The following is an 18,941-nucleotide window of genomic DNA, read 5'->3' as shown; positions in this document are numbered from 1 at the left end:
CAGGAGATAGGTGGGATGAGAAATGAAAACCGGACACAAATAAGATTAATTTTCAAAAAGAGACCGCCCGCTCATTTGGCGCTGATCACTGTCAGCCACGGGCTGTAATGGTCCACACGGATCGCAAGGGTGTGTGCCAGTGCCGTGAAGGCGCGTTGCGGATCATTGAGCGGGTACACGCCTTGTACGCGCAAGTTGCGCACCTCGGGCGCCACGCGCACATAACCCCGGGTATAGGGCCGCAGCGCATCGATCACGTATTCAAGCGAATCATCCAGCACATTGAGCCGGCCGCTCTGCCAGTCGGCACGCTGGCGTTGTTCGCCGGGTAGCCGACTGATGCGGTCGGTGTAGAGCAGCGCGCTCTGACCTTCTTGCACATTCAGCACGGTGCCGTTGAACAGTCGTGCTTCAATGCTGTGCTCAAGCACGACCACACGGCTGGCGCCAGGCTCTTGAGCCACCAGAAAGCGCGTCCCCAGGGCGCGGATTTCGCCTTGCGCGGTGCGCACACGCAACGGGCGATGCACATCAGGCGCAACCTGGATCACCAGTTGGCCGTGGCGCAGAATCACCAGCCTTTGCGTGGCATCGAATTGCAGGTCGACCGCGCTGTTGGCATTGAGACTCAGCTGGCTGCCATCCGCCAGGGTGTAATCCTGTCGCTGAGCACGGCCCGTCGACAGGTCCGCCAGCAGCGAATCCCCCACCGGGCTGCGGGCGCCCACCCATAACCCGCCACCGAGCAACCCCAGGCCCGCGATCACGCGCAAAGCATCGCGGCGCGAGCTGTGGGGTTGCAGCAGTAACTGACGCGCCTCGCCCGCCTGGCCGGGTACGCGTTTATCCAGTGCGCGTACGGTGTTGAACGCGCCGCCCAGGCGATCGTGCAGCAGCGTCCAGGCTTGCTGGTGGGTCGGGTCTTGGCTTAGCCACTGGTTAAAGCGTGCTTGCAGTGCAGCATTTGGCGTGCCTGCGCGCAGCTTGACCATCCAGTCAATCGCCTGCTCGCCGACAGGGTCCAGCGCTGGCTTGCTCATACGCCCAAATCGCTCAGGTAACACTGGCGCAGGGCTTGTTTCATGTAGCGACTGACGGTGCGATCCGACAAGCCCAGTTTTTGTGCAATCGCCACATAACTCAAGCCGTCGAGCTGGCTGTATAGGAAGGTGGCCTTGACGATCATGGGCAAGCCGTCTAGGGCGCGGTCGATGGCGATGAGTGCTTCTGTCAGTTGCCATTGTTCTTCGGGGGAGGGCGCCACGGCTTCGGGCAATAGGGCCAGCCGTTCCAGATACGCCAACTCCAGCTTGCGCCGCCGGTGGCGATCGAAGATGAGCCGCCGCGCAATGGTCGACAGGTACGCACGAGGTTGCTTGATGGTGTCAGGGTCGACCTGGGCCGCCAGCAACTGGCAAAACGTATCCGCCGCCGTGTCCTGCGCATCGGCATGGTTGCGCAAGCGTCGCTGAATATGTTGCAGCAGCCAGCGATGGTGATCGCTGAAAAAGAAACCCAGCTTGCTGGTTGGGAGAGATTGCACCGGTCGGCTTTCCAGAGGTGAGTGCGAATAGTTCTCAATATTAGCGGCGAGATGATGGCCACTGCAATCTCTGGTTACGTGCAGGTGCGAGTGGCGCGAGTGAGCTGTGAATGGTGGCGTGGCGAGGAGGCGGGCATAATCGTCGGCTGAAATTGTCTGCAACATCTGATCTGGAGTCGTTCATGAAACTATCGGCTTTCACCACTTTGGTCCTGACCGTCACGCTCGGCATTTTCAGTGCCGCGGCCGCGGCGGCGGGTGATGCCGACGCAGGTGGCAAGTTGTTCACCAAAACCTGCGGGGGGTGCCACAGCATCGGGCCGGGTGCGCGAGGGGGGTTCGGTCCGCAGCTCAATGGCGTGATCGGACGCACTGCCGGGATCACGCCGGGTTATCAATACTCGGACGCGATGAAGAACTCAGGCGTGGTCTGGAGCCGCGAAAAGCTGGCCGCCTACATTGAGGCGCCGAAAAAAGTCGTGAGCGGTACGCGCATGATTTTCTGGGGCATCAGCGACCCGCAGAAGATCGACGATCTGCTGGCCTATATCGCGACCTTTCAGGACACCGATCACTGAATGTCTTTGAGGTAGTCTTTGAGCTGCTCCAGCGGGGTGTTCAGTTCGGCCAGCGTTTGCGCGTGCTGGAACGCACAGGCCAGCTTGTACAGCTCGCGGCCCAAGGGCTTTTCGGCACCGCCCAACGCGTTTAATGCCTGCCTCAGGCACTCAGCGACTTTGTGCTGAATGCCTGCGATATCGCCGTTACGCACCAGTAAGGCGAAGAGTTCGCGTTGATAGTCAGCCATCACATAATCGTCACGCAGCACCGGGCTATGACCGTCCGTCTCGTGCACCAGCTTGAGAGAGAAAAGCGCAACTGCCTCCAGCGACGATTCCATGCGATAGGTTCCTGTGAGTGGGTGCCAAGCGAGCGAATTCACTTTTTGACAGGCGAAAAAAAAGACCTTGAATTTCAAGGTCTTTTTTTAAGATGGTGCCCCGAGGGAGACTCGAACTCCCACTTCTTGCGAAAACGGATTTTGAATCCGCCGCGTCTACCAATTCCGCCATCAGGGCTCAATGGCGGCGAAGTATAGAGATGAGTTTTAGGTCGGTCAACAACTTATTGGTCTATTTTTACTAAGTCCGTTAAACTCCCCGGCCCTGCTAGACGAAACCTATCATGCGCGTTGCTGACTTTACTTTCGAACTCCCTGATTCGCTCATCGCACGCCATCCTTTGGCGGAGCGCCGCAACAGTCGCCTGCTGACCCTGGATGGGGAGAGCGGGGCGCTGGCACATCGTCAATTTACTGATTTGCTTGAACATTTGCGTTCGGGTGATTTGATGGTGTTTAACAATACCCGGGTGATACCGGCCCGCCTGTTTGGCCAAAAAGCTTCGGGCGGCAAGCTGGAAATTCTGGTTGAGCGCGTGCTCGACAGTCATCGGGTGCTGGCGCATGTGCGCTCCAGCAAGTCGCCCAAGCCAGGTTCAAAGATCCTGATCGATGGCGGTGGCGAAGCGCAGATGCTGGCGCGCCACGATGCGTTATTTGAGCTGGGCTTTACTGAAGAAGTGTTGCCCTTGCTGGACCGTGTCGGGCATATGCCGCTGCCGCCGTACATCGACCGTCCGGACGAAGGCTCGGACCGTGAACGCTATCAAACGGTCTACGCTCAGCGCCTGGGTGCTGTGGCTGCGCCAACGGCCGGGCTGCACTTTGATGAGCCACTGATGCAGGCCATTGCCGCCAAAGGCGTTGAAACGGCGTTCGTGACCCTGCATGTGGGCGCGGGCACGTTCCAGCCGGTACGGGTTGAGCGCCTTGAGGATCACCACATGCACACCGAATGGCTGGAAGTGGGCCAGGACGTGGTGGATGCCGTGGCGGCGTGCCGTGCACGGGGCGGGCGAGTGATTGCCGTGGGCACCACCAGCGTGCGTTCGCTGGAGAGCGCAGCGCGTGATGGCGTGCTCAAGCCGTTCAGTGGTGACACCGATATCTTTATCTTCCCGGGCCGGCCGTTTCATGTGGTCGATGCGCTGGTGACCAATTTCCATTTGCCAGAATCCACGCTGCTGATGCTGGTTTCGGCGTTCGCCGGTTATCCCGAAACCATGGCGGCCTACCAGGCTGCGGTCGAGCATGGATACCGCTTCTTTAGTTACGGTGATGCAATGTTCATCACCCGCAATCCCGCGCCGACGGCTCCTGCCCCGGCCCCAGAGGATCAAGCATGAGCAACTGTCGTATGTCTTTCGAGTTACTTGCCACCGATGGCAAGGCTCGTCGCGGTCGTCTGACCTTCCCGCGTGGTGTGGTGGAAACCCCGGCGTTCATGCCGGTGGGTACCTACGGCACCGTCAAGGGCATGTTGCCGCGCGATATCGTCGATACCGGCGCGCAGATGATTTTGGGTAACACCTTTCACCTGTGGCTGCGTCCTGGCACTGAAGTGATCAAAAAGCACGGCGACCTGCACGACTTCATGAAGTGGCAAGGTCCGATCTTGACTGACTCGGGTGGTTTCCAGGTCTTCAGCCTGGGGGCCATGCGCAAGATTAAAGAAGAGGGCGTGACCTTTGCGTCGCCCGTAGACGGCGCCAAAGTCTTCATGGGCCCGGAAGAGTCGATGCAGGTTCAGCGCGATCTGGGCTCCGACGTGGTCATGATTTTTGACGAGTGCACCCCGTACCCGGCCGACGAAGACGTGGCTCGGGTGTCTATGGAGCTGTCATTGCGCTGGGCTCAGCGCTCTAAAAATGCTCACGGCGATAACACCGCGGCCCTGTTCGGGATCGTTCAGGGTGGCATGCACCAGAACCTGCGCGAGCGTTCGCTCGAAGGTCTGAACAAGATCGGCTTTGATGGCCTGGCCATCGGCGGCTTGTCGGTAGGCGAGCCCAAGCACGAAATGATCAAGGTGCTGGATTACCTGCCTGCCATGATGCCGGCTGACAAACCTCGTTACCTTATGGGGGTTGGCAAACCTGAAGATCTCGTGGAGGGTGTGCGCCGCGGTGTGGACATGTTCGATTGCGTGATGCCAACCCGTAATGCCCGCAATGGGCATCTGTTCATCGACACCGGCGTGATCAAGATCCGCAATGCGTTCCATCGCCATGATGATTCGCCGCTGGATCCGACCTGCGACTGTTACACCTGCCAGAACTTCTCCCGTGCTTATCTGCATCATCTGGACAAGTGCGGCGAAATGTTGGGTAGCATGCTCAATACCATCCACAATTTGCGGCACTATCAGGCGCTCATGGCTGGTTTGCGCGAGGCTATTCAACAGGGTACATTGGCCGCCTTTGTCGATGCCTTCTATGCCAAGCGCGGGTTGCCTGTACCGCCCCTGGACTGATTTTCGGACCCTAAGAAACACTTTTTGCAACTGGAGTGCTTAATGAGCTTTTTCATCTCTCCCGCTTTCGCGGACGCTGCTGCACCTGCTGCTGGCCCAGCCGGTACTGGTTTTGAGTGGATTTTCCTGGTCGGCTTCCTGGTCATCTTCTACCTGATGATCTGGCGTCCACAGGCCAAGCGCGCCAAAGAGCAGAAAGCCCTGTTGGGTAACCTGCAAAAAGGCGACGAAGTTGTAACCACTGGCGGTATCGCCGGCAAAATCACCAAAGTCACTGATGCTTTTGTTGTGATCGAAGTGTCTGACACTGTCGAGCTGAAAATTCAGAAGGGCGCTGTAGCCGCCACGCTGCCTAAGGGCACGCTGAAAGCGATCTAAAGTTTCAACTTTTAACAATCGACGGGGCGCGCAAGGCGCCCCGCGTTCTAAGCGGGCGGCGTGATTGATGCTGAACAAATACCCTCTGTGGAAATACGTACTGATCCTGGCGGTGCTGGCGATCGGTTTTATTTATTCCGCTCCCAATCTCTACCCGGATGATCCGGCTATTCAGGTGTCTGGCGCGAGCACGGCACTGCAAGTGACCGACGCTGATCTGGAGCGTGCGAGCAAAGCGCTCAAGGATGCCGGCATTGCTGTGAAAGGCGCCACGTTGGCAGCCAACGGCAAAGGCGGTTTGTTGCGTCTGGCGAGCAAAGACGACCAGTTGCCAGCAAAAGACGTGGTGCGCAAGGCCTTGGGTGACGACTACGTCGTAGCGCTCAACCTGGCTCAGACCACGCCACAATGGCTGCGTAACCTGGGTGCTCACCCAATGAAGCTGGGTCTGGACTTGTCGGGTGGTGTGCACTTCCTGCTGGAAGTCGACATGGACAAGGCCGTCGACGCGCGCATGAAAGTGTACGAAAGCGACGTCAAAAGCCTGTTGCGTAAAGACAAGCTGCGTTATCGCAGTCTGCCGCAGCTCAATGGTGCCATTCAGTTGGGTTTTGCTGATGAAGCAACCCGTGAGCAAGCGCGTAGCCTGATTCGCAAGAACTTCAATGACTTCGATATTGCCGCTGCGGATCTGAACGGTCAGCCGGTGCTGCGTCTGGCGATGACCCCGGCCAAGCTGGCGGAAATCCGTGAATATTCCATCAAGCAAAACCTGACAACCGTCCGTAACCGGGTTAACGAGTTGGGTGTTGCCGAGCCTCTGGTTCAGCGTCAGGGTGCCAACCGCATCGTGGTTGAGCTGCCGGGCGTGCAAGACACCGCCGAAGCCAAGCGTATCCTGGGCAAGACGGCCAACCTTGAGTTCCGTCTGGCCGCAGAGCCGGGCGCATCCAAAGCCACTTCCGAGACGTTCGAGTTCCGTGAAGGCAATCGTGCTTCCGCGCAAATCGAGCGTGGCTTGATCATCACGGGTGATCAGGTAACCGATGCACAAGCGGGTTTTGACGAGCACGGCCGACCACAGGTGAACATCAAGCTTGATGGTCATGGTGGCGAGTTGATGAGCCGTTCCACTCGCAGCAACGTCGGTCGCAGCATGGCGGTTATCTTCATCGAGCAGAAGCCGGTGACGACCTACACCAAGCAAGTGGTTGACGGTGTTGAGAAGGAAGTGCCGGTTCAGACCTTCAAGGAAGAGAAAAAGATCATCAGCCTGGCGACCATTCAGTCGCCGCTGGGCAGCCAGTTCCGGATTACCGGTCTCAATGGCCAGGGTGAAGCGTCCGAGTTGGCACTGCTGCTGCGTGCCGGTGGTCTGGCGGCACCGATGTACTTTGCGGAAGAGCGCACCATTGGTCCGAGCCTGGGTGCTGACAACATCACCAAAGGTGTTGATGCATCGCTGTGGGGCATGCTGTTTGTGTCCATCTTCATCATCGCCATCTACCGCTTCTTCGGTGTGATCGCCACGGTGGCGTTGGCAGGCAACATGGTCTTGCTGCTGGCGCTGATGTCGTTGTTGGGCGCTACCCTGACCCTGCCGGGTATCGCGGGTATCGTATTGACGATGGGTATGGCGGTTGACGCCAACGTGCTGATCTTCTCGCGTATTCGTGAGGAAATCGCCAATGGCATGACACCGCAGCGGGCGATCAATGAAGGCTTCAATCGTGCATTCACGGCGATTATCGACTCCAACCTGACAACCCTGTTGGTCGGCGGGATTCTGTTTGCCATGGGTACCGGGCCGGTCAAAGGCTTTGCGGTGACCATGTCTCTGGGGATCTTTACCTCGATGTTCACGGCCATCATGGTGACCCGCGCAATGGTCAACCTGGTTTACGGCGGTCGGGACTTCAAGAAGTTGTGGATTTAAGGGGCTGCCATGTTACGTACAATCAACTTCATGGGCGTTCGCAACGTTGCGTTCGGCGTCACTGTGCTGCTTACCGTGCTGGCCTTGTTCAGCATGTTTCACAAGGGCATGAACTACGGCCTGGACTTCACCGGCGGTACGCTCATCGAGCTGACCTACGAGAAGCCGGCTGATTTAACCAAGGTGCGAACCGAACTGGCCTCGGCCGGTTTCCACGATGCAGTGGTGCAGAGCTTTGGCGCTACGACCGACTTGCTGGTGCGTATGCCGGGCGACGATCCGTTGCTGGGCAACAAGGTGGCTGCTGCGCTGGGGCAGGCAGATACCGCCAACCCGGCCGTTATCAAGCGTGTCGAGTTCGTAGGCCCGCAAGTGGGTGAAGAGCTGCGCGATCAGGGCGGTCTCGGCATGCTGATGGCGCTGGGCGGCATCATGCTTTACCTGGCTTTTCGCTTTCAGTGGAAATTCGCCGTCGGCGCCATTGTTTCGTTGGTGCACGATGTGATCGTGACGATGGGTGTGCTGTCGTTCTTCCAGATCACCTTCGACCTGACGGTGTTGGCGGCGGTGCTGGCGATCATCGGTTACTCGCTTAACGACACCATCGTGGTGTTTGACCGAGTGCGAGAGAACTTCCGTGTGCTGCGCAAGGCCAGCCTGATCGAGAACATCAATATCTCGACCACGCAAACCCTGCTGCGCACCATGGCGACGTCGATCTCCACCTTGCTGGCAATTGCAGCGCTGCTGATCTTTGGTGGCGACAACCTGTGGGGCTTCTCGATTGCCTTGTTTGTGGGGGTATTGGCGGGTACTTACTCTTCGATCTATATCGCCAACGTGGTGCTGATCTGGCTGAACCTCAACAGTGAGGATCTGATTCCTCCTGCGGCGAGCGAAAAGGAAATCGACGACCGTCCATGACGGTGAGTTGATTCCTGGTGATCACCTAAAAGGCGCGAGTATTGAACTCGCGCCTTTTTTTATGCTCCAAGGCTGGGATTAGCGTGGGATTGTTCCTACGTAGGATGGTCTGGAGGTTCGCGTGAACAAATCTTTGCTGGTAGGTGCTGTTTTGGGTGCTGTCGGTGTCACTGCCGGTGGTGCTGTTGCCACTTACAGCTTGGTTAAAGCCCCGGAGTCTGCGCAGGTGCTGGCTGTTCAGCCGGTCAAGCAACAGATTAAAACGCCGCGTGAAGTGTGCAAGGACGTGACCGTTACACGTCGGGCGGCGGTCAAGGATGAGCACCAAATCGTCGGTAGCGTGATTGGTGCGGTGGCGGGTGGTCTTTTGGGTAACCAGGTCGGTGGCGGTAGCGGCAAGAAGATTGCGACCGTTGCGGGTGCAGTAGGCGGGGGTTATGCCGGTAACAAGGTGCAAGAAGGCATGCAGAACCGTGATACCTACACCACGACGCAAACGCGCTGTAATACCGTTAACGACATCAGTGACAAAGTGGTCGGTTACGACGTGCGTTATTCGCTGGATGGCAAGGAAGGCAAGGTGCGTATGGATCACGAGCCGGGCAGTTCAATCCCGGTGGGTAAAGATGGCAATTTGATTCTTGGGCAGAGCCCGCAATAAATTTGGCCTGTTGATTCCAGGAGCTGCCGCCTGTCAAAAGCGAGCAGCCTGCGGCACCTACGGATTTAGTAGGCAAAAAAAAGCACCCCGAGGGGTGCTTTTTTGTTTGCGCGCTTCGCTTAGCGTTTCAGCGAGGCAGGCAAGTGCGGCTGAATAGCCGTCAGTACAGCTTTGAAGCACTTGGTGTTGCCGGCAACGATGTGGCCTTTTTCAAGGAAATCGTGGCTGCCGGTGAAGTCGCTGACCAGGCCGCCTGCTTCTTGAATCAACAGTGCGCCTGCGGCCATGTCCCATTCGGACAAGCCCGACTCCCAGAATGCGTCGAAACGACCGGCGGCCACATAGGCCAGGTCCAGGCTGGCAGCGCCTGCACGACGGATACCAGCGGTTTGACCGACCAGGCTGCGGAACATGCCCAGATAGTTATCCAGGTTGTCCATTTGGTTGTCGCGGAACGGGAAGCCGGTACCCAGCAGGGCGCCTTCAAGGCTGGTGCGACCGCTGACGCGCAGGCGGCGACCATTGAGTTGGGCGCCACGGCCACGGCTGGCGGTGAATTCTTCTTGGCGAACCGGGTCAAGTACGACGGCGTGCTCAAGGCGGCCGCGGTATTTGCAGGCAATGCTGACTGCGAAGTGCGGAACGCCACGCAGGAAGTTGGTAGTGCCATCCAGTGGGTCGATGATCCACAGGTAGTCGGCGCCTTCGCCGCTGCCAGCGTGCAGGCCGGTTTCTTCACCGAGAATGCCGTGTGTCGGATAAGCCTTGCGCAAGGCGTCGATGATTTTCTGCTCGGCAGCACGATCGACTTCAGAGACGTAATCCTTGGCGTCTTTTTCGTCAACCTTGATGGTATCCAGGCGCTCGATGGAGCGGAAAATCAATTCACTGGCGCTGCGGGCGGCGCGCAGCGCGATATTCAGCATGGGCTGCATGGACGTTTCACCTAGGTCGTTAAAGAAAGCCGAACATTCTAGCAGAAAAGTTTGGCATATGAAGGTTTGCGTTAGCTTTCGTAGCTTAAGGTGATGGGCTTAGGTAAGATTTGCTCCCTTTTAACGGTCTGTGAGCGCTCCCATTGCTGTCAAATATTCGTGTCGTTCTGGTCAATACCAGCCATCCCGGCAACATCGGTGGTGCTGCGCGTGCCATGAAAAACATGGGCTTGTCGCGACTGGTTCTGGTTGAGCCGAGGCTGTTCCCGCATCACGAGGCCGATGCACGTGCGTCGGGCGCGGGCGATATTCTCGAAAATGCACAGGTAGTGGCCACGCTGGAGGACGCGCTGGTAGGGTGCAATCTGGTATTGGGTACCAGTGCGCGCGATCGCCGTATCCCGTGGCCGTTGCTCGATCCGCGTGAGTGCGGGCAAAAAGTTGTCGAAGAGGCCACGCAGGGCGCTGAGATTGCTTTGGTGTTTGGTCGTGAAGATTCGGGCCTGACCAATGATGAGTTGCAGCGCTGCCACTTCCACGTGCACATTCCATCGGACCCTGAGTTCAGCTCGCTGAACCTGGGTGCGGCAGTGCAGGTGCTGAGTTACGAGATTCGTATGTCCTGGCTGGCGGCTCAGGGGCAGCCGAGCAAGATGGAAAAAGATGAAGTGGCTTCCACCAAAAGTGGTGAGCTGGCGACCATGGACGAGCTGGAGCGCTTTTACGAGCATCTTGAGCAGACGTTGGTCGCGATCGAGTTTCTTGACCCTGAAAAACCGCGCCACCTGATGGCGCGCCTGCGTCGCCTGTATGGCCGCAGTTCGGTGAGTCGTGCCGAAATGAACATATTGCGTGGCATTCTTACTGAAACCCAAAAGGCAGCCCGTGGCGAGCTGCTCAAGCGCAAGGATTAAAAATGTTCGAGCGTCTGCGTGAAGATATCCAGAGTGTGTTTCATCGTGATCCGGCGGCGCGCAATGCTTTTGAGGTGCTGACGTGCTATCCGGGGATGCATGCCATCTGGATACATCGCCTGTCCGGGTTGTTATGGCGTGCGGATTGGAAATGGCTGGCGCGGCTGGTGTCGAACTTCGGGCGCTGGCTGACCGGGATTGAAATTCATCCGGGGGCGAAGGTGGGGCGCCGCTTTTTCATCGATCATGGCATGGGGATTGTGATCGGTGAGACGGCAGAGATCGGTGATGACGTGACGCTGTATCAGGGCGTAACCCTGGGCGGCACTACGTGGAACAAAGGCAAGCGCCATCCCACGCTTGAGGATGGTGTTGTGGTCGGGGCGGGAGCCAAGGTGCTAGGTCCGTTTACCGTGGGTGCGGGAGCCAAAGTCGGCTCTAATGCGGTTGTCACCAAGGCAGTGCCGGCGGGGGCGACGGTTGTGGGCATTCCGGGTCGTATCATCATCAAGCACGACGATGAGGTGCAGGCCAAGCGCAAGGCAATGGCCGAAAAGATCGGTTTTGATGCCTACGGTGTCAGTGAAGACATGCCGGACCCTGTTGCGCGCGCCATTGGCCAATTGCTGGATCACTTGCAGGCGGTCGACGGCAAGCTGGAGGGCATGTGTGGTGCGCTCAAAGATCTTGGCAGCCCGTATTGCGCCAAGGACTTGCCGCAGTTGCGTGAAGAGGATTTCGCCTGTGTACAGGGCAAGGATGACGTGAGGCCGGGGTAGGCTTGTCACTGCGGCGAATGCGCACAAGGGTCTGATGTGCTCATGTGCCATTACGCCGCAGACCCTGCTACAATGCGGCCGCTGTTTTGCGGGTAATCCCGACTAAAGTACTAGGTCTAATAGTTGACTTAAATAGTCGGGAATAGCATACTCGCCCCATTCCGAATTCCGTGGTACCTGTCCATGAGACTGACTACAAAAGGCCGTTACGCCGTCACTGCAATGCTCGATTTGGCGTTGCATGCACAGCACGGGCCGGTGTCCCTGGCCGACATTTCCGAGCGCCAGGGCATTTCCCTTTCCTACCTTGAGCAACTCTTTGCAAAGTTGCGCCGCAGCAGCCTGGTTTCCAGTGTGCGCGGCCCTGGTGGTGGCTATCAGCTATCGCGCGACATGCAAGGTATTCAGGTGGCCCAGGTTATCGATGCGGTAAACGAGTCCGTCGACGCCACACGTTGCCAGGGCCTTGGCGATTGCCATGCCGGTGACACGTGCCTGACCCATCACCTGTGGTGTGACTTGAGCCTGCAAATACACGAGTTTCTCAGCGGTATCAGCTTGGCTGATCTTGTCACTCGCCGTGAGGTACAAGAAGTAGCCCAGCGTCAGGATCTGCGCCGCTGTAATGGCAAGGCGCCGCACCTGGATAAGATCGAAGCGTCCGCCGTCGATTGATTGCATAAAAACGACGGTGCGCCAGCCAGCCTGATTTAGGAGATAGTCCATGAAATTGCCGATTTACCTTGATTACTCAGCCACCACCCCGGTTGATCCGCGTGTTGCTCAAAAAATGAGCGACTGCCTGTTGGTTGACGGGAACTTCGGTAACCCGGCTTCGCGCTCCCACGTATTTGGCTGGAAGGCCGAAGAAGCGGTTGAAAACGGGCGCCGTCAGGTTGCTGATCTGGTCAATGCCGATCCGCGTGAAATCGTCTGGACATCCGGCGCTACCGAGGCCAATAACCTGGCCATCAAGGGCGCTGCGCATTTCTATGCGACCAAAGGCAAGCACCTGATCACTGACAAAATCGAACACAAAGCCGTACTCGACACCATGCGTCAGCTGGAGCGAGAAGGCTTTGAAGTGACCTACATCGAGCCAGGTGAAGACGGTCTGGTCACACCTGCGATGGTTGAAGCCGCCATGCGCGACGACACCATTCTGGTTTCGATCATGCATGTGAACAACGAGATCGGCACCATTAACGATATCGCTGCCATTGGTGAGCTGACGCGCTCGCGCGGCGTGTTGTTCCATGTGGATGCAGCTCAGTCTACGGGCAAGGTTGAAATCGACCTGGCCAAGCTGAAAGTCGACCTGATGTCTTTCTCGGCGCATAAAACCTACGGTCCGAAGGGTATCGGCGCACTGTACGTGAGCCGCAAGCCTCGTGTGCGTATCGAAGCAACCATGCACGGCGGCGGTCACGAGCGCGGCATGCGTTCGGGTACCCTGGCCACCCACCAGATCGTGGGTATGGGTGAGGCGTTCCAGATTGCCAAAGAAGAAATGGCCGCTGAAAACGTGCGCATCAAGGCCTTGAGTGACCGTTTCTTCAAGCAGGTTGAACACCTTGAAGAGCTTTACGTTAACGGCAGCATGACTGCCCGCGTCCCGCACAACCTGAACCTGAGCTTCAACTACGTTGAAGGCGAGTCGCTGATCATGGCGCTCAAGGATCTGGCGGTGTCGTCCGGTTCGGCCTGCACATCTGCATCCCTTGAGCCGTCTTACGTATTGCGCGCCCTGGGCCGCAACGATGAGCTGGCCCACAGTTCGATTCGCTTCACGTTCGGTCGCTTCACCACCGAAGAAGAAATCGACTACGCCGCGCAGAAGGTTTGCGAGGCCGTTACCAAGCTGCGCGCCCTGTCGCCGCTGTGGGACATGTACAAAGATGGTGTCGACATCTCGAAAATCGAGTGGGCGGCGCACTGATATTTTAAGTCGCCGTAGATAGCCGCTGTAAACGCAGCGCATAGCCGCTTTTACAGCGTCTCAAGAGCGACTCTCTGATGAGTGAGGATAAGTACCATGGCTTACAGCGAAAAGGTCATTGACCACTACGAGAACCCGCGCAACGTCGGCAAGATGAACGCGGAAGATCCAGATGTAGGTACCGGCATGGTCGGCGCCCCTGCTTGCGGCGACGTCATGCGTCTGCAAATCAAGGTGAACGAGCAGGGCATCATCGAAGATGCCAAGTTCAAGACCTACGGTTGCGGTTCGGCAATCGCTTCCAGCTCCCTGGCAACTGAGTGGATGAAGGGCAAGACTCTGGATGAAGCAGAGACCATCAAAAACACCCAGTTGGCTGAAGAGCTGGCTTTGCCACCCGTAAAAATTCACTGCTCCGTGCTCGCTGAAGACGCCATTAAGGCGGCCGTTCGCGATTACAAGCAGAAGAAAGGTTTGATCTGATCCATTGCGCCCTTATAGGGCGCATGAGTGGTGAAGAAACCGGCAACAGGTAAGGAGTCACGATGGCTATCAGCATGACAGAAGCGGCTGCCAAGCATATCCGCCGCTCCCTTGATGGGCGCGGCAAAGGTGAGGGGATTCGTCTGGGTGTTCGCACCACGGGCTGTTCAGGTCTTGCCTATGTGCTGGAGTTTGTCGATGAAGTGGGCAAAGAAGATCAAGTGTTCGAAACCCACGGCGAAAAAGTGATCATTGATCCCAAAAGCCTCAGCTACCTGGACGGCACCGAGCTGGATTTCGTCAAGGAAGGCTTGAACGAAGGCTTCAAGTTCAATAACCCTAACGTGCGCGGTGAATGTGGCTGCGGCGAAAGCTTCAACATCTGAGGCTACTCGTGGGTACTCCTTGTCATTTTGCTTTGTTTGAACTGCAACCGGGCTTCAATCTGGATCTCGACCAGTTGGCTGTGCGCTATCGAGAGTTGGCACGTGGCGTTCACCCGGACCGCTTTGCTGACGCTTCCGAGCGTGAGCAGCGTCTGGCGCTCGAACAGTCCGCCGGCCTCAATGAGGCTTACCAGACGCTCAAAAACCCTTCTAAACGCGCGCGCTATTTACTTGCGCTCAAGGGTAATGAGACGCCGCTGGAAGTCACGGTGCATGACCCTGAGTTTCTGATGCAGCAGATGCAGTGGCGCGAAGAACTTGAAGACCTGCACGACAGCGCCGATATGGGCGGTATTGCAGCATTCAAGCGTCGGCTCAAGGTCGCTCAGCAAGAACTGAACAACAGCTTCGCTGCTTGTTGGGATGATGCAGCGCAACGCGAACAGGCAGAACGCTTGATGCGGCGCATGCAGTTCCTTGACAAGCTCAATTACGAAGTGCGCCAGTTAGAAGAGCGCCTCGACGATTAACTCCGTGCTTTCCTGATTGCACGCCTGATTACAGATAAGTCCTGATAACGATGGCCCTACTGCAGATCGCCGAACCCGGCCAAAGTCCTCAACCGCACCAGCGTCGTCTGGCTGTGGGGATTGACTTGGGCACTACCAATTCGTTGGTCGCTGCATTGCGCAGCGGTCTCTCCGAGCCTCTGGCTGATGCGCGCGGCAGTGTCATTTTGCCATCCGCTGTGCGTTATCACGCTGACCGTGTTGAAGTCGGTGAGTCGGCGCGCCTGGCAGCCTCCAGTGATCCGTTCAACACCGTATTGTCGGTCAAGCGCTTGATGGGTCGTGGTTTGTCCGACGTCAAGCAGCTAGGCGAGCAATTGCCTTATCGTTTTGTCGGCGGCGAGTCGCACATGCCGTTCATCGATACGGTACAAGGCCCGAAAAGCCCGGTAGAAGTGTCGGCCGAGATTTTGAAGGTGTTGCGCGAGCGCGCCGAAAAAACCTTGGGTGGCGAATTGGTCGGTGCGGTGATCACTGTTCCGGCCTACTTCGATGATGCTCAGCGTCAGGCGACCAAGGATGCGGCCAAATTGGCCGGTCTGAACGTGTTGCGTTTGCTCAATGAGCCGACTGCTGCTGCGGTTGCCTACGGTCTGGATCAATCCGCTGAAGGCGTTGTTGCCATCTATGATTTGGGCGGCGGGACGTTCGATATTTCGGTACTGCGTTTGACTGGCGGTGTGTTCGAAGTACTGGCCACTGGCGGCGACAGCGCGCTGGGCGGAGACGACTTCGATCATGCGATTGCCAGTTGGATGATCGAGCAGGCGGGTTTGTCTGCTGATCTCGATCCGGGCATCCAGCGTCAATTGCTGCAAGCGGCCTGTGCTGCCAAAGAAGCCCTGACCAACGCCTCCTCTGTCACCGTCACCTTTGGCGAGTGGTCCGCCGACTTGACCCGTGAAGCGTTCGAGGTGTTGATCGAACCCATGATCGCCCGCAGCCTCAAGGCTTGCCGTCGTGCTGTGCGCGACGCCAATATCGAGATTGAGGATGTGCAAGCCGTGGTTATGGTCGGTGGTTCGACGCGTGTGCCCCGCGTGCGTGAAGCCGTGGCTGACATGTTTGGTCGCCAACCGCTGACGGATATCGACCCGGATCAAGTGGTTGCCATTGGTGCAGCGATCCAGGCCGATACCCTGGCCGGTAATAAGCGTGAGGGTGGCGAGTTGCTGCTGCTGGACGTGATTCCGCTGTCGCTCGGTCTTGAGACCATGGGCGGGCTGATGGAAAAAGTCATTGCGCGCAATACCACGATCCCGGTTGCGCGGGCGCAGGATTTCACCACGTACAAAGATGGCCAGACGGCCATGATGATTCATGTGCTGCAAGGTGAGCGCGAACTGATCAGCGACTGTCGCTCTCTGGCGCGCTTTGAATTGCGCGGGATTCCGCCGATGGTGGCAGGCGCCGCTAAAATTCGTGTGACCTTCCAGGTGGATGCCGATGGTTTGCTCAGTGTGTCGGCGCGAGAGCTGGGTTCTGGCGTCGAAGCCAGCATTCAGGTCAAGCCGTCTTACGGGCTGACCGATGGCGAGATCGCCAAAATGCTCAAGGATTCGTTCCAGTACGCCGGTGACGACAAAGTGGCCCGCGTGTTGCGCGAGCAGCAAGTCGATGCGCAACGCCTGATCGAGGCTGTGCAAGCGGCGCTTGAGGTGGACGGTGATCGTTTGCTGGACGCCGAAGAGCGGATGGTCATCGAGCTGCAAATGCAAGAATTGTCCGAATTGTTGAAAGGCACCGATGGTTACGCCATCGAGCAGCAGACCAAGCGTCTGTCTCAAGTGACCGATGCCTTTGCCGCCCGCCGTATGGACTTGTCCGTCAAGGCCGCTCTGGCGGGGCGCAACCTGAATGAAATCGAGGAATAACTGATGCCGCAGATCATTTTTCTGCCACACGCCGAGCATTGCCCGGACGGTATGGTTGTCGAGGCTGAGACCGGTAAGTCGATTCTCGAAGTGGCACACGACAATCACATCGAGATTGAAAGCGCGTGCGGCGGCGTCTGCGCCTGTACCACGTGCCACTGCATCATTCGCGAAGGTTTCGATTCGTTGGAAGAGGCTGACGAGCTGGAAGAAGACTACCTTGACCGTGCGTGGGGCCTTGAAGCGCAATCACGCCTCAGCTGTCAGGCCAAGGTCGGCACTGAAGACCTGACGGTCGAAATTCCGAAGTACTCGCTCAACCATGCGGCCGAAGCGCCACATTGATAAGGAATTGTCATGAGCCTTAAATGGGTTGATGTACAGGAAATCGCGATTCAGCTGGCTGAAGCTCACCCGGATGTAGATCCGCTCTCGGTGAATTTCGTCACGCTGCGCAATCTGGTGATGGCACTACCAGAGTTCGATGACATCCCTGATCGCGGGGGAGAGAAGGTTCTCGAAGCCATTCAGGGATTGTGGATCGAAGAAGCCGACTAAGCTTGTAATCGACGTAATTATGCAATGCCCCAGAACCCGCGTATAATTCGCGGGTTTAATTTTTCGCTTAAATCACTGTTTCTGGAGTTACACCATGGCTGTTCAACGCACTTTCTCCATCATCAAGCCTGACGCTGTTGCAAAAAACGTTATCGGCGAGATCACCACTCGTTTTGAAAAAGCCGGCCTGAAGGTTGTAGCTTCCAAATTGAAGCAACTGTCCAAAGCCGAAGCTGAAGGCTTCTACGCTGAGCACAGCGCTCGTGGCTTCTTCGGCGACCTGGTTGCTTTCATGATCTCCGGCCCTGTTGTTGTTCAGGTTCTGGAAGGCGAAAACGCTATCGCTCTGAACCGCGAACTGATGGGCGCTACCAACCCTAAAGAAGCAGCTGCCGGCACTATCCGTGCTGATTTCGCTGAATCCATCGACGCTAACGCTGTTCACGGTTCCGACTCTGAAGCAGCTGCTGCTCGTGAAATCTCGTACTTTTTCGCAGCAACTGAAGTAACCACTCGCTAAGTATTGGCGTGTGAGTGAGGGTGAAGACATGATTGCAACGACTGGCAAAACCAACCTGTTGGGTTTGACCCAACCGGAAATGGAGAAATTCTTCGACTCAATCGGGGAGAAGCGTTTCCGTGCCGGTCAGGTCATGAAGTGGATTCACCACTTTGGCGTCGATGATTTCGACGCCATGACTAACGTCAGCAAGGCCTTGCGCGACAAGCTCAAGGCGATTGCTGAGGTTCGTGGACCTGAAGTCGTCAGCGAGGACATTTCCACCGACGGTACCCGTAAATGGGTCGTGCGTGTGGCGTCCGGCAGCTGCGTCGAGACCGTTTATATTCCCCAGGGCAAACGTGGCACGTTGTGCGTTTCGTCCCAGGCTGGCTGTGCTCTGGATTGCAGTTTCTGCTCCACCGGCAAGCAAGGTTTCAATAGCAACCTCACCGCCGCCGAAGTCATCGGTCAGGTGTGGATTGCCAACAAATCCTTTGGCAGCGTCCCGGCAACCGTCGACCGTGCCATCACCAACGTGGTGATGATGGGCATGGGTGAGCCGCTGCTGAACTTCGACAACGTAATCGCCGCCATGCATCTGATGATGGATGACCTGGGCTACGGCATCTCCAAGCGCCGGGTAACCTTGTCGACCTCGGGTGTGGTGCCAATGATCGATGAGCTGGCCAAGCACATCGATGTGTCGCTGGCGTTGTCGCTGCACGCACCCAATGACGAGCTGCGCAGTCAGTTGGTGCCGATCAACAAGAAGTACCCGCTCAAAATGCTGCTTGAGTCCTGCCGTCGCTACATGGCGACCCTGGGTGAGAAGCGCGTTTTGACTGTTGAATACACCATGCTCAAAGACGTGAACGACCATGTCGACCACGCGCGTGAAATGATCGAACTGCTCAAAGACACACCGTGCAAGATCAACCTGATCCCGTTCAACCCGTTTCCGCATTCCGGTTATGAGCGTCCGAGCAACAATGCTATTCGCCGTTTCCAGGAACTGCTGCAACAGGCCGGTTACAACGTGACCGTGCGTACGACACGTGGCGAAGACATCGATGCGGCCTGTGGGCAGTTGGTCGGGCAGGTCAATGACCGTACCCGTCGCAACGAGCGCCACTTGGCATCGATTGAAGCCGTTTCGGTGCAAAACGCTGCTGCCCAGCCCTGAGAG

Annotated in this window: 23 protein-coding genes and 1 tRNA gene; 19 read left to right on the top strand and 5 right to left on the bottom strand. The window is 57.3% G+C overall.

Annotated elements, in window-relative coordinates; translation table 11 throughout:
* Positions 1-71: 71 nt before the first annotated feature.
* Together GYN01_RS05570 and GYN01_RS05565 are read right to left on the bottom strand one after the other, a co-directional pair.
* Positions 72-1,040: a FecR domain-containing protein gene (locus GYN01_RS05570; RefSeq protein ID WP_203306706.1), complete on the bottom strand. Its 969-nt coding sequence runs from the start codon at positions 1,038-1,040 to the stop codon at positions 72-74.
* Positions 1,037-1,543, bottom strand: coding sequence for a sigma-70 family RNA polymerase sigma factor (locus GYN01_RS05565; RefSeq protein ID WP_203306705.1), 507 nt, complete (start codon positions 1,541-1,543; stop codon positions 1,037-1,039). The genes GYN01_RS05570 and GYN01_RS05565 overlap by 4 nt, the downstream gene beginning before the upstream one ends.
* 182 nt (positions 1,544-1,725) lie before the next feature.
* On the opposite strand from GYN01_RS05565, the gene GYN01_RS05560 reads away from it, so the two are divergent.
* Positions 1,726-2,121, top strand: a complete 396-nt coding sequence (locus GYN01_RS05560) for a c-type cytochrome (RefSeq protein WP_048362592.1) — start codon at positions 1,726-1,728, stop codon at positions 2,119-2,121.
* Here the strand turns inward: GYN01_RS05560 and GYN01_RS05555 are convergent.
* On the bottom strand, positions 2,115-2,444 hold the full coding sequence (locus GYN01_RS05555; RefSeq protein WP_048362593.1) for a hypothetical protein: 330 nt from the start codon (positions 2,442-2,444) through the stop codon (positions 2,115-2,117). The two genes, GYN01_RS05560 and GYN01_RS05555, sit on opposite strands and share 7 nt — an antisense overlap.
* A 93-nt stretch (positions 2,445-2,537) precedes the next feature.
* A tRNA-Leu gene (locus GYN01_RS05550) sits at positions 2,538-2,622 on the bottom strand.
* Between the two features lie 106 nt (positions 2,623-2,728).
* On the opposite strand from GYN01_RS05550, the gene queA reads away from it, so the two are divergent.
* From queA to GYN01_RS05520, 6 genes are all read left to right on the top strand, one after another.
* A complete protein-coding gene (gene queA, locus GYN01_RS05545; protein WP_203306704.1) occupies positions 2,729-3,790 on the top strand; it encodes a tRNA preQ1(34) S-adenosylmethionine ribosyltransferase-isomerase QueA in 1,062 nt (353 codons plus the stop codon).
* Positions 3,791-3,801: 11 nt separating this feature from the next.
* Entirely contained in the window at positions 3,802-4,917 is a 1,116-nt protein-coding gene (tgt, locus tag GYN01_RS05540) for a tRNA guanosine(34) transglycosylase Tgt (protein ID WP_203306792.1), read from the top strand.
* A gap of 42 nt (positions 4,918-4,959) precedes the next feature.
* Positions 4,960-5,295 (top strand): preprotein translocase subunit YajC, encoded by a 336-nt coding sequence (gene yajC / locus GYN01_RS05535; protein ID WP_047273832.1) that lies wholly within the window; start codon positions 4,960-4,962, stop codon positions 5,293-5,295.
* Between the two features lie 67 nt (positions 5,296-5,362).
* Entirely contained in the window at positions 5,363-7,231 is a 1,869-nt protein-coding gene (gene secD / locus GYN01_RS05530) for a protein translocase subunit SecD (RefSeq protein WP_048362596.1), read from the top strand.
* Between the two features lie 9 nt (positions 7,232-7,240).
* Complete coding sequence (secF, locus tag GYN01_RS05525) at positions 7,241-8,155, top strand: protein translocase subunit SecF (protein WP_048362597.1); 915 nt, start codon at positions 7,241-7,243, stop codon at positions 8,153-8,155.
* Positions 8,156-8,276: 121 nt separating this feature from the next.
* Positions 8,277-8,816 carry a glycine zipper 2TM domain-containing protein gene (locus tag GYN01_RS05520; protein ID WP_048362598.1) on the top strand — a complete coding sequence of 180 codons (540 nt, stop codon included), beginning with the start codon at positions 8,277-8,279 and terminating at the stop codon, positions 8,814-8,816.
* Between the two features lie 119 nt (positions 8,817-8,935).
* Here GYN01_RS05520 and suhB read toward each other — a convergent pair whose 3' ends face one another.
* Positions 8,936-9,751, bottom strand: a complete 816-nt coding sequence (gene suhB, locus GYN01_RS05515) for a type III secretion system regulator SuhB (RefSeq protein ID WP_047273836.1) — start codon at positions 9,749-9,751, stop codon at positions 8,936-8,938.
* A 143-nt stretch (positions 9,752-9,894) separates the two neighbouring features.
* Between suhB and trmJ the strand changes: the two genes are divergently transcribed.
* From trmJ to rlmN, 12 genes are all read left to right on the top strand, one after another.
* Positions 9,895-10,665, top strand: coding sequence for a tRNA (cytosine(32)/uridine(32)-2'-O)-methyltransferase TrmJ (gene trmJ / locus GYN01_RS05510; protein ID WP_048362599.1), 771 nt, complete (start codon positions 9,895-9,897; stop codon positions 10,663-10,665).
* A gap of 2 nt (positions 10,666-10,667) precedes the next feature.
* On the top strand, positions 10,668-11,444 hold the full coding sequence (gene cysE, locus GYN01_RS05505; protein ID WP_048362600.1) for a serine O-acetyltransferase: 777 nt from the start codon (positions 10,668-10,670) through the stop codon (positions 11,442-11,444).
* A 183-nt stretch (positions 11,445-11,627) separates the two neighbouring features.
* Positions 11,628-12,119, top strand: coding sequence for a Fe-S cluster assembly transcriptional regulator IscR (gene iscR, locus GYN01_RS05500; protein WP_048362601.1), 492 nt, complete (start codon positions 11,628-11,630; stop codon positions 12,117-12,119).
* A 49-nt stretch (positions 12,120-12,168) separates the two neighbouring features.
* Entirely contained in the window at positions 12,169-13,383 is a 1,215-nt protein-coding gene (locus GYN01_RS05495; RefSeq protein ID WP_048362602.1) for an IscS subfamily cysteine desulfurase, read from the top strand.
* 96 nt (positions 13,384-13,479) lie between these two features.
* Positions 13,480-13,866, top strand: coding sequence for a Fe-S cluster assembly scaffold IscU (gene iscU, locus GYN01_RS05490; protein WP_007929523.1), 387 nt, complete (start codon positions 13,480-13,482; stop codon positions 13,864-13,866).
* Positions 13,867-13,928: 62 nt separating this feature from the next.
* The gene (gene iscA, locus GYN01_RS05485) at positions 13,929-14,252 is read left to right on the top strand and encodes an iron-sulfur cluster assembly protein IscA (protein WP_203306703.1); all 324 of its coding nucleotides are present in this window, start codon (positions 13,929-13,931) and stop codon (positions 14,250-14,252) included.
* Between the two features lie 8 nt (positions 14,253-14,260).
* On the top strand, positions 14,261-14,782 hold the full coding sequence (gene hscB / locus GYN01_RS05480; RefSeq protein ID WP_048362604.1) for a co-chaperone HscB: 522 nt from the start codon (positions 14,261-14,263) through the stop codon (positions 14,780-14,782).
* Between the two features lie 50 nt (positions 14,783-14,832).
* Positions 14,833-16,695, top strand: a complete 1,863-nt coding sequence (gene hscA, locus GYN01_RS05475; protein WP_048362605.1) for a Fe-S protein assembly chaperone HscA — start codon at positions 14,833-14,835, stop codon at positions 16,693-16,695.
* A gap of 3 nt (positions 16,696-16,698) precedes the next feature.
* Entirely contained in the window at positions 16,699-17,040 is a 342-nt protein-coding gene (gene fdx, locus GYN01_RS05470) for an ISC system 2Fe-2S type ferredoxin (RefSeq protein ID WP_048362606.1), read from the top strand.
* 12 nt (positions 17,041-17,052) lie between these two features.
* Positions 17,053-17,253 carry a Fe-S cluster assembly protein IscX gene (gene iscX, locus GYN01_RS05465; RefSeq protein WP_016779607.1) on the top strand — a complete coding sequence of 67 codons (201 nt, stop codon included), beginning with the start codon at positions 17,053-17,055 and terminating at the stop codon, positions 17,251-17,253.
* 94 nt (positions 17,254-17,347) lie between these two features.
* Positions 17,348-17,773, top strand: coding sequence for a nucleoside-diphosphate kinase (ndk, locus tag GYN01_RS05460; protein ID WP_003443361.1), 426 nt, complete (start codon positions 17,348-17,350; stop codon positions 17,771-17,773).
* A 28-nt stretch (positions 17,774-17,801) separates the two neighbouring features.
* A complete protein-coding gene (gene rlmN, locus GYN01_RS05455) occupies positions 17,802-18,938 on the top strand; it encodes a dual-specificity RNA methyltransferase RlmN (RefSeq protein WP_048362607.1) in 1,137 nt (378 codons plus the stop codon).
* Positions 18,939-18,941: the final 3 nt, after the last annotated feature.

It is taken from the genome of Pseudomonas weihenstephanensis (assembly GCF_016812185.1).
Lineage (GTDB): Bacteria > Pseudomonadota > Gammaproteobacteria > Pseudomonadales > Pseudomonadaceae > Aquipseudomonas > Aquipseudomonas weihenstephanensis.
This window is presented reverse-complemented; position numbering and strand designations above follow the sequence as displayed.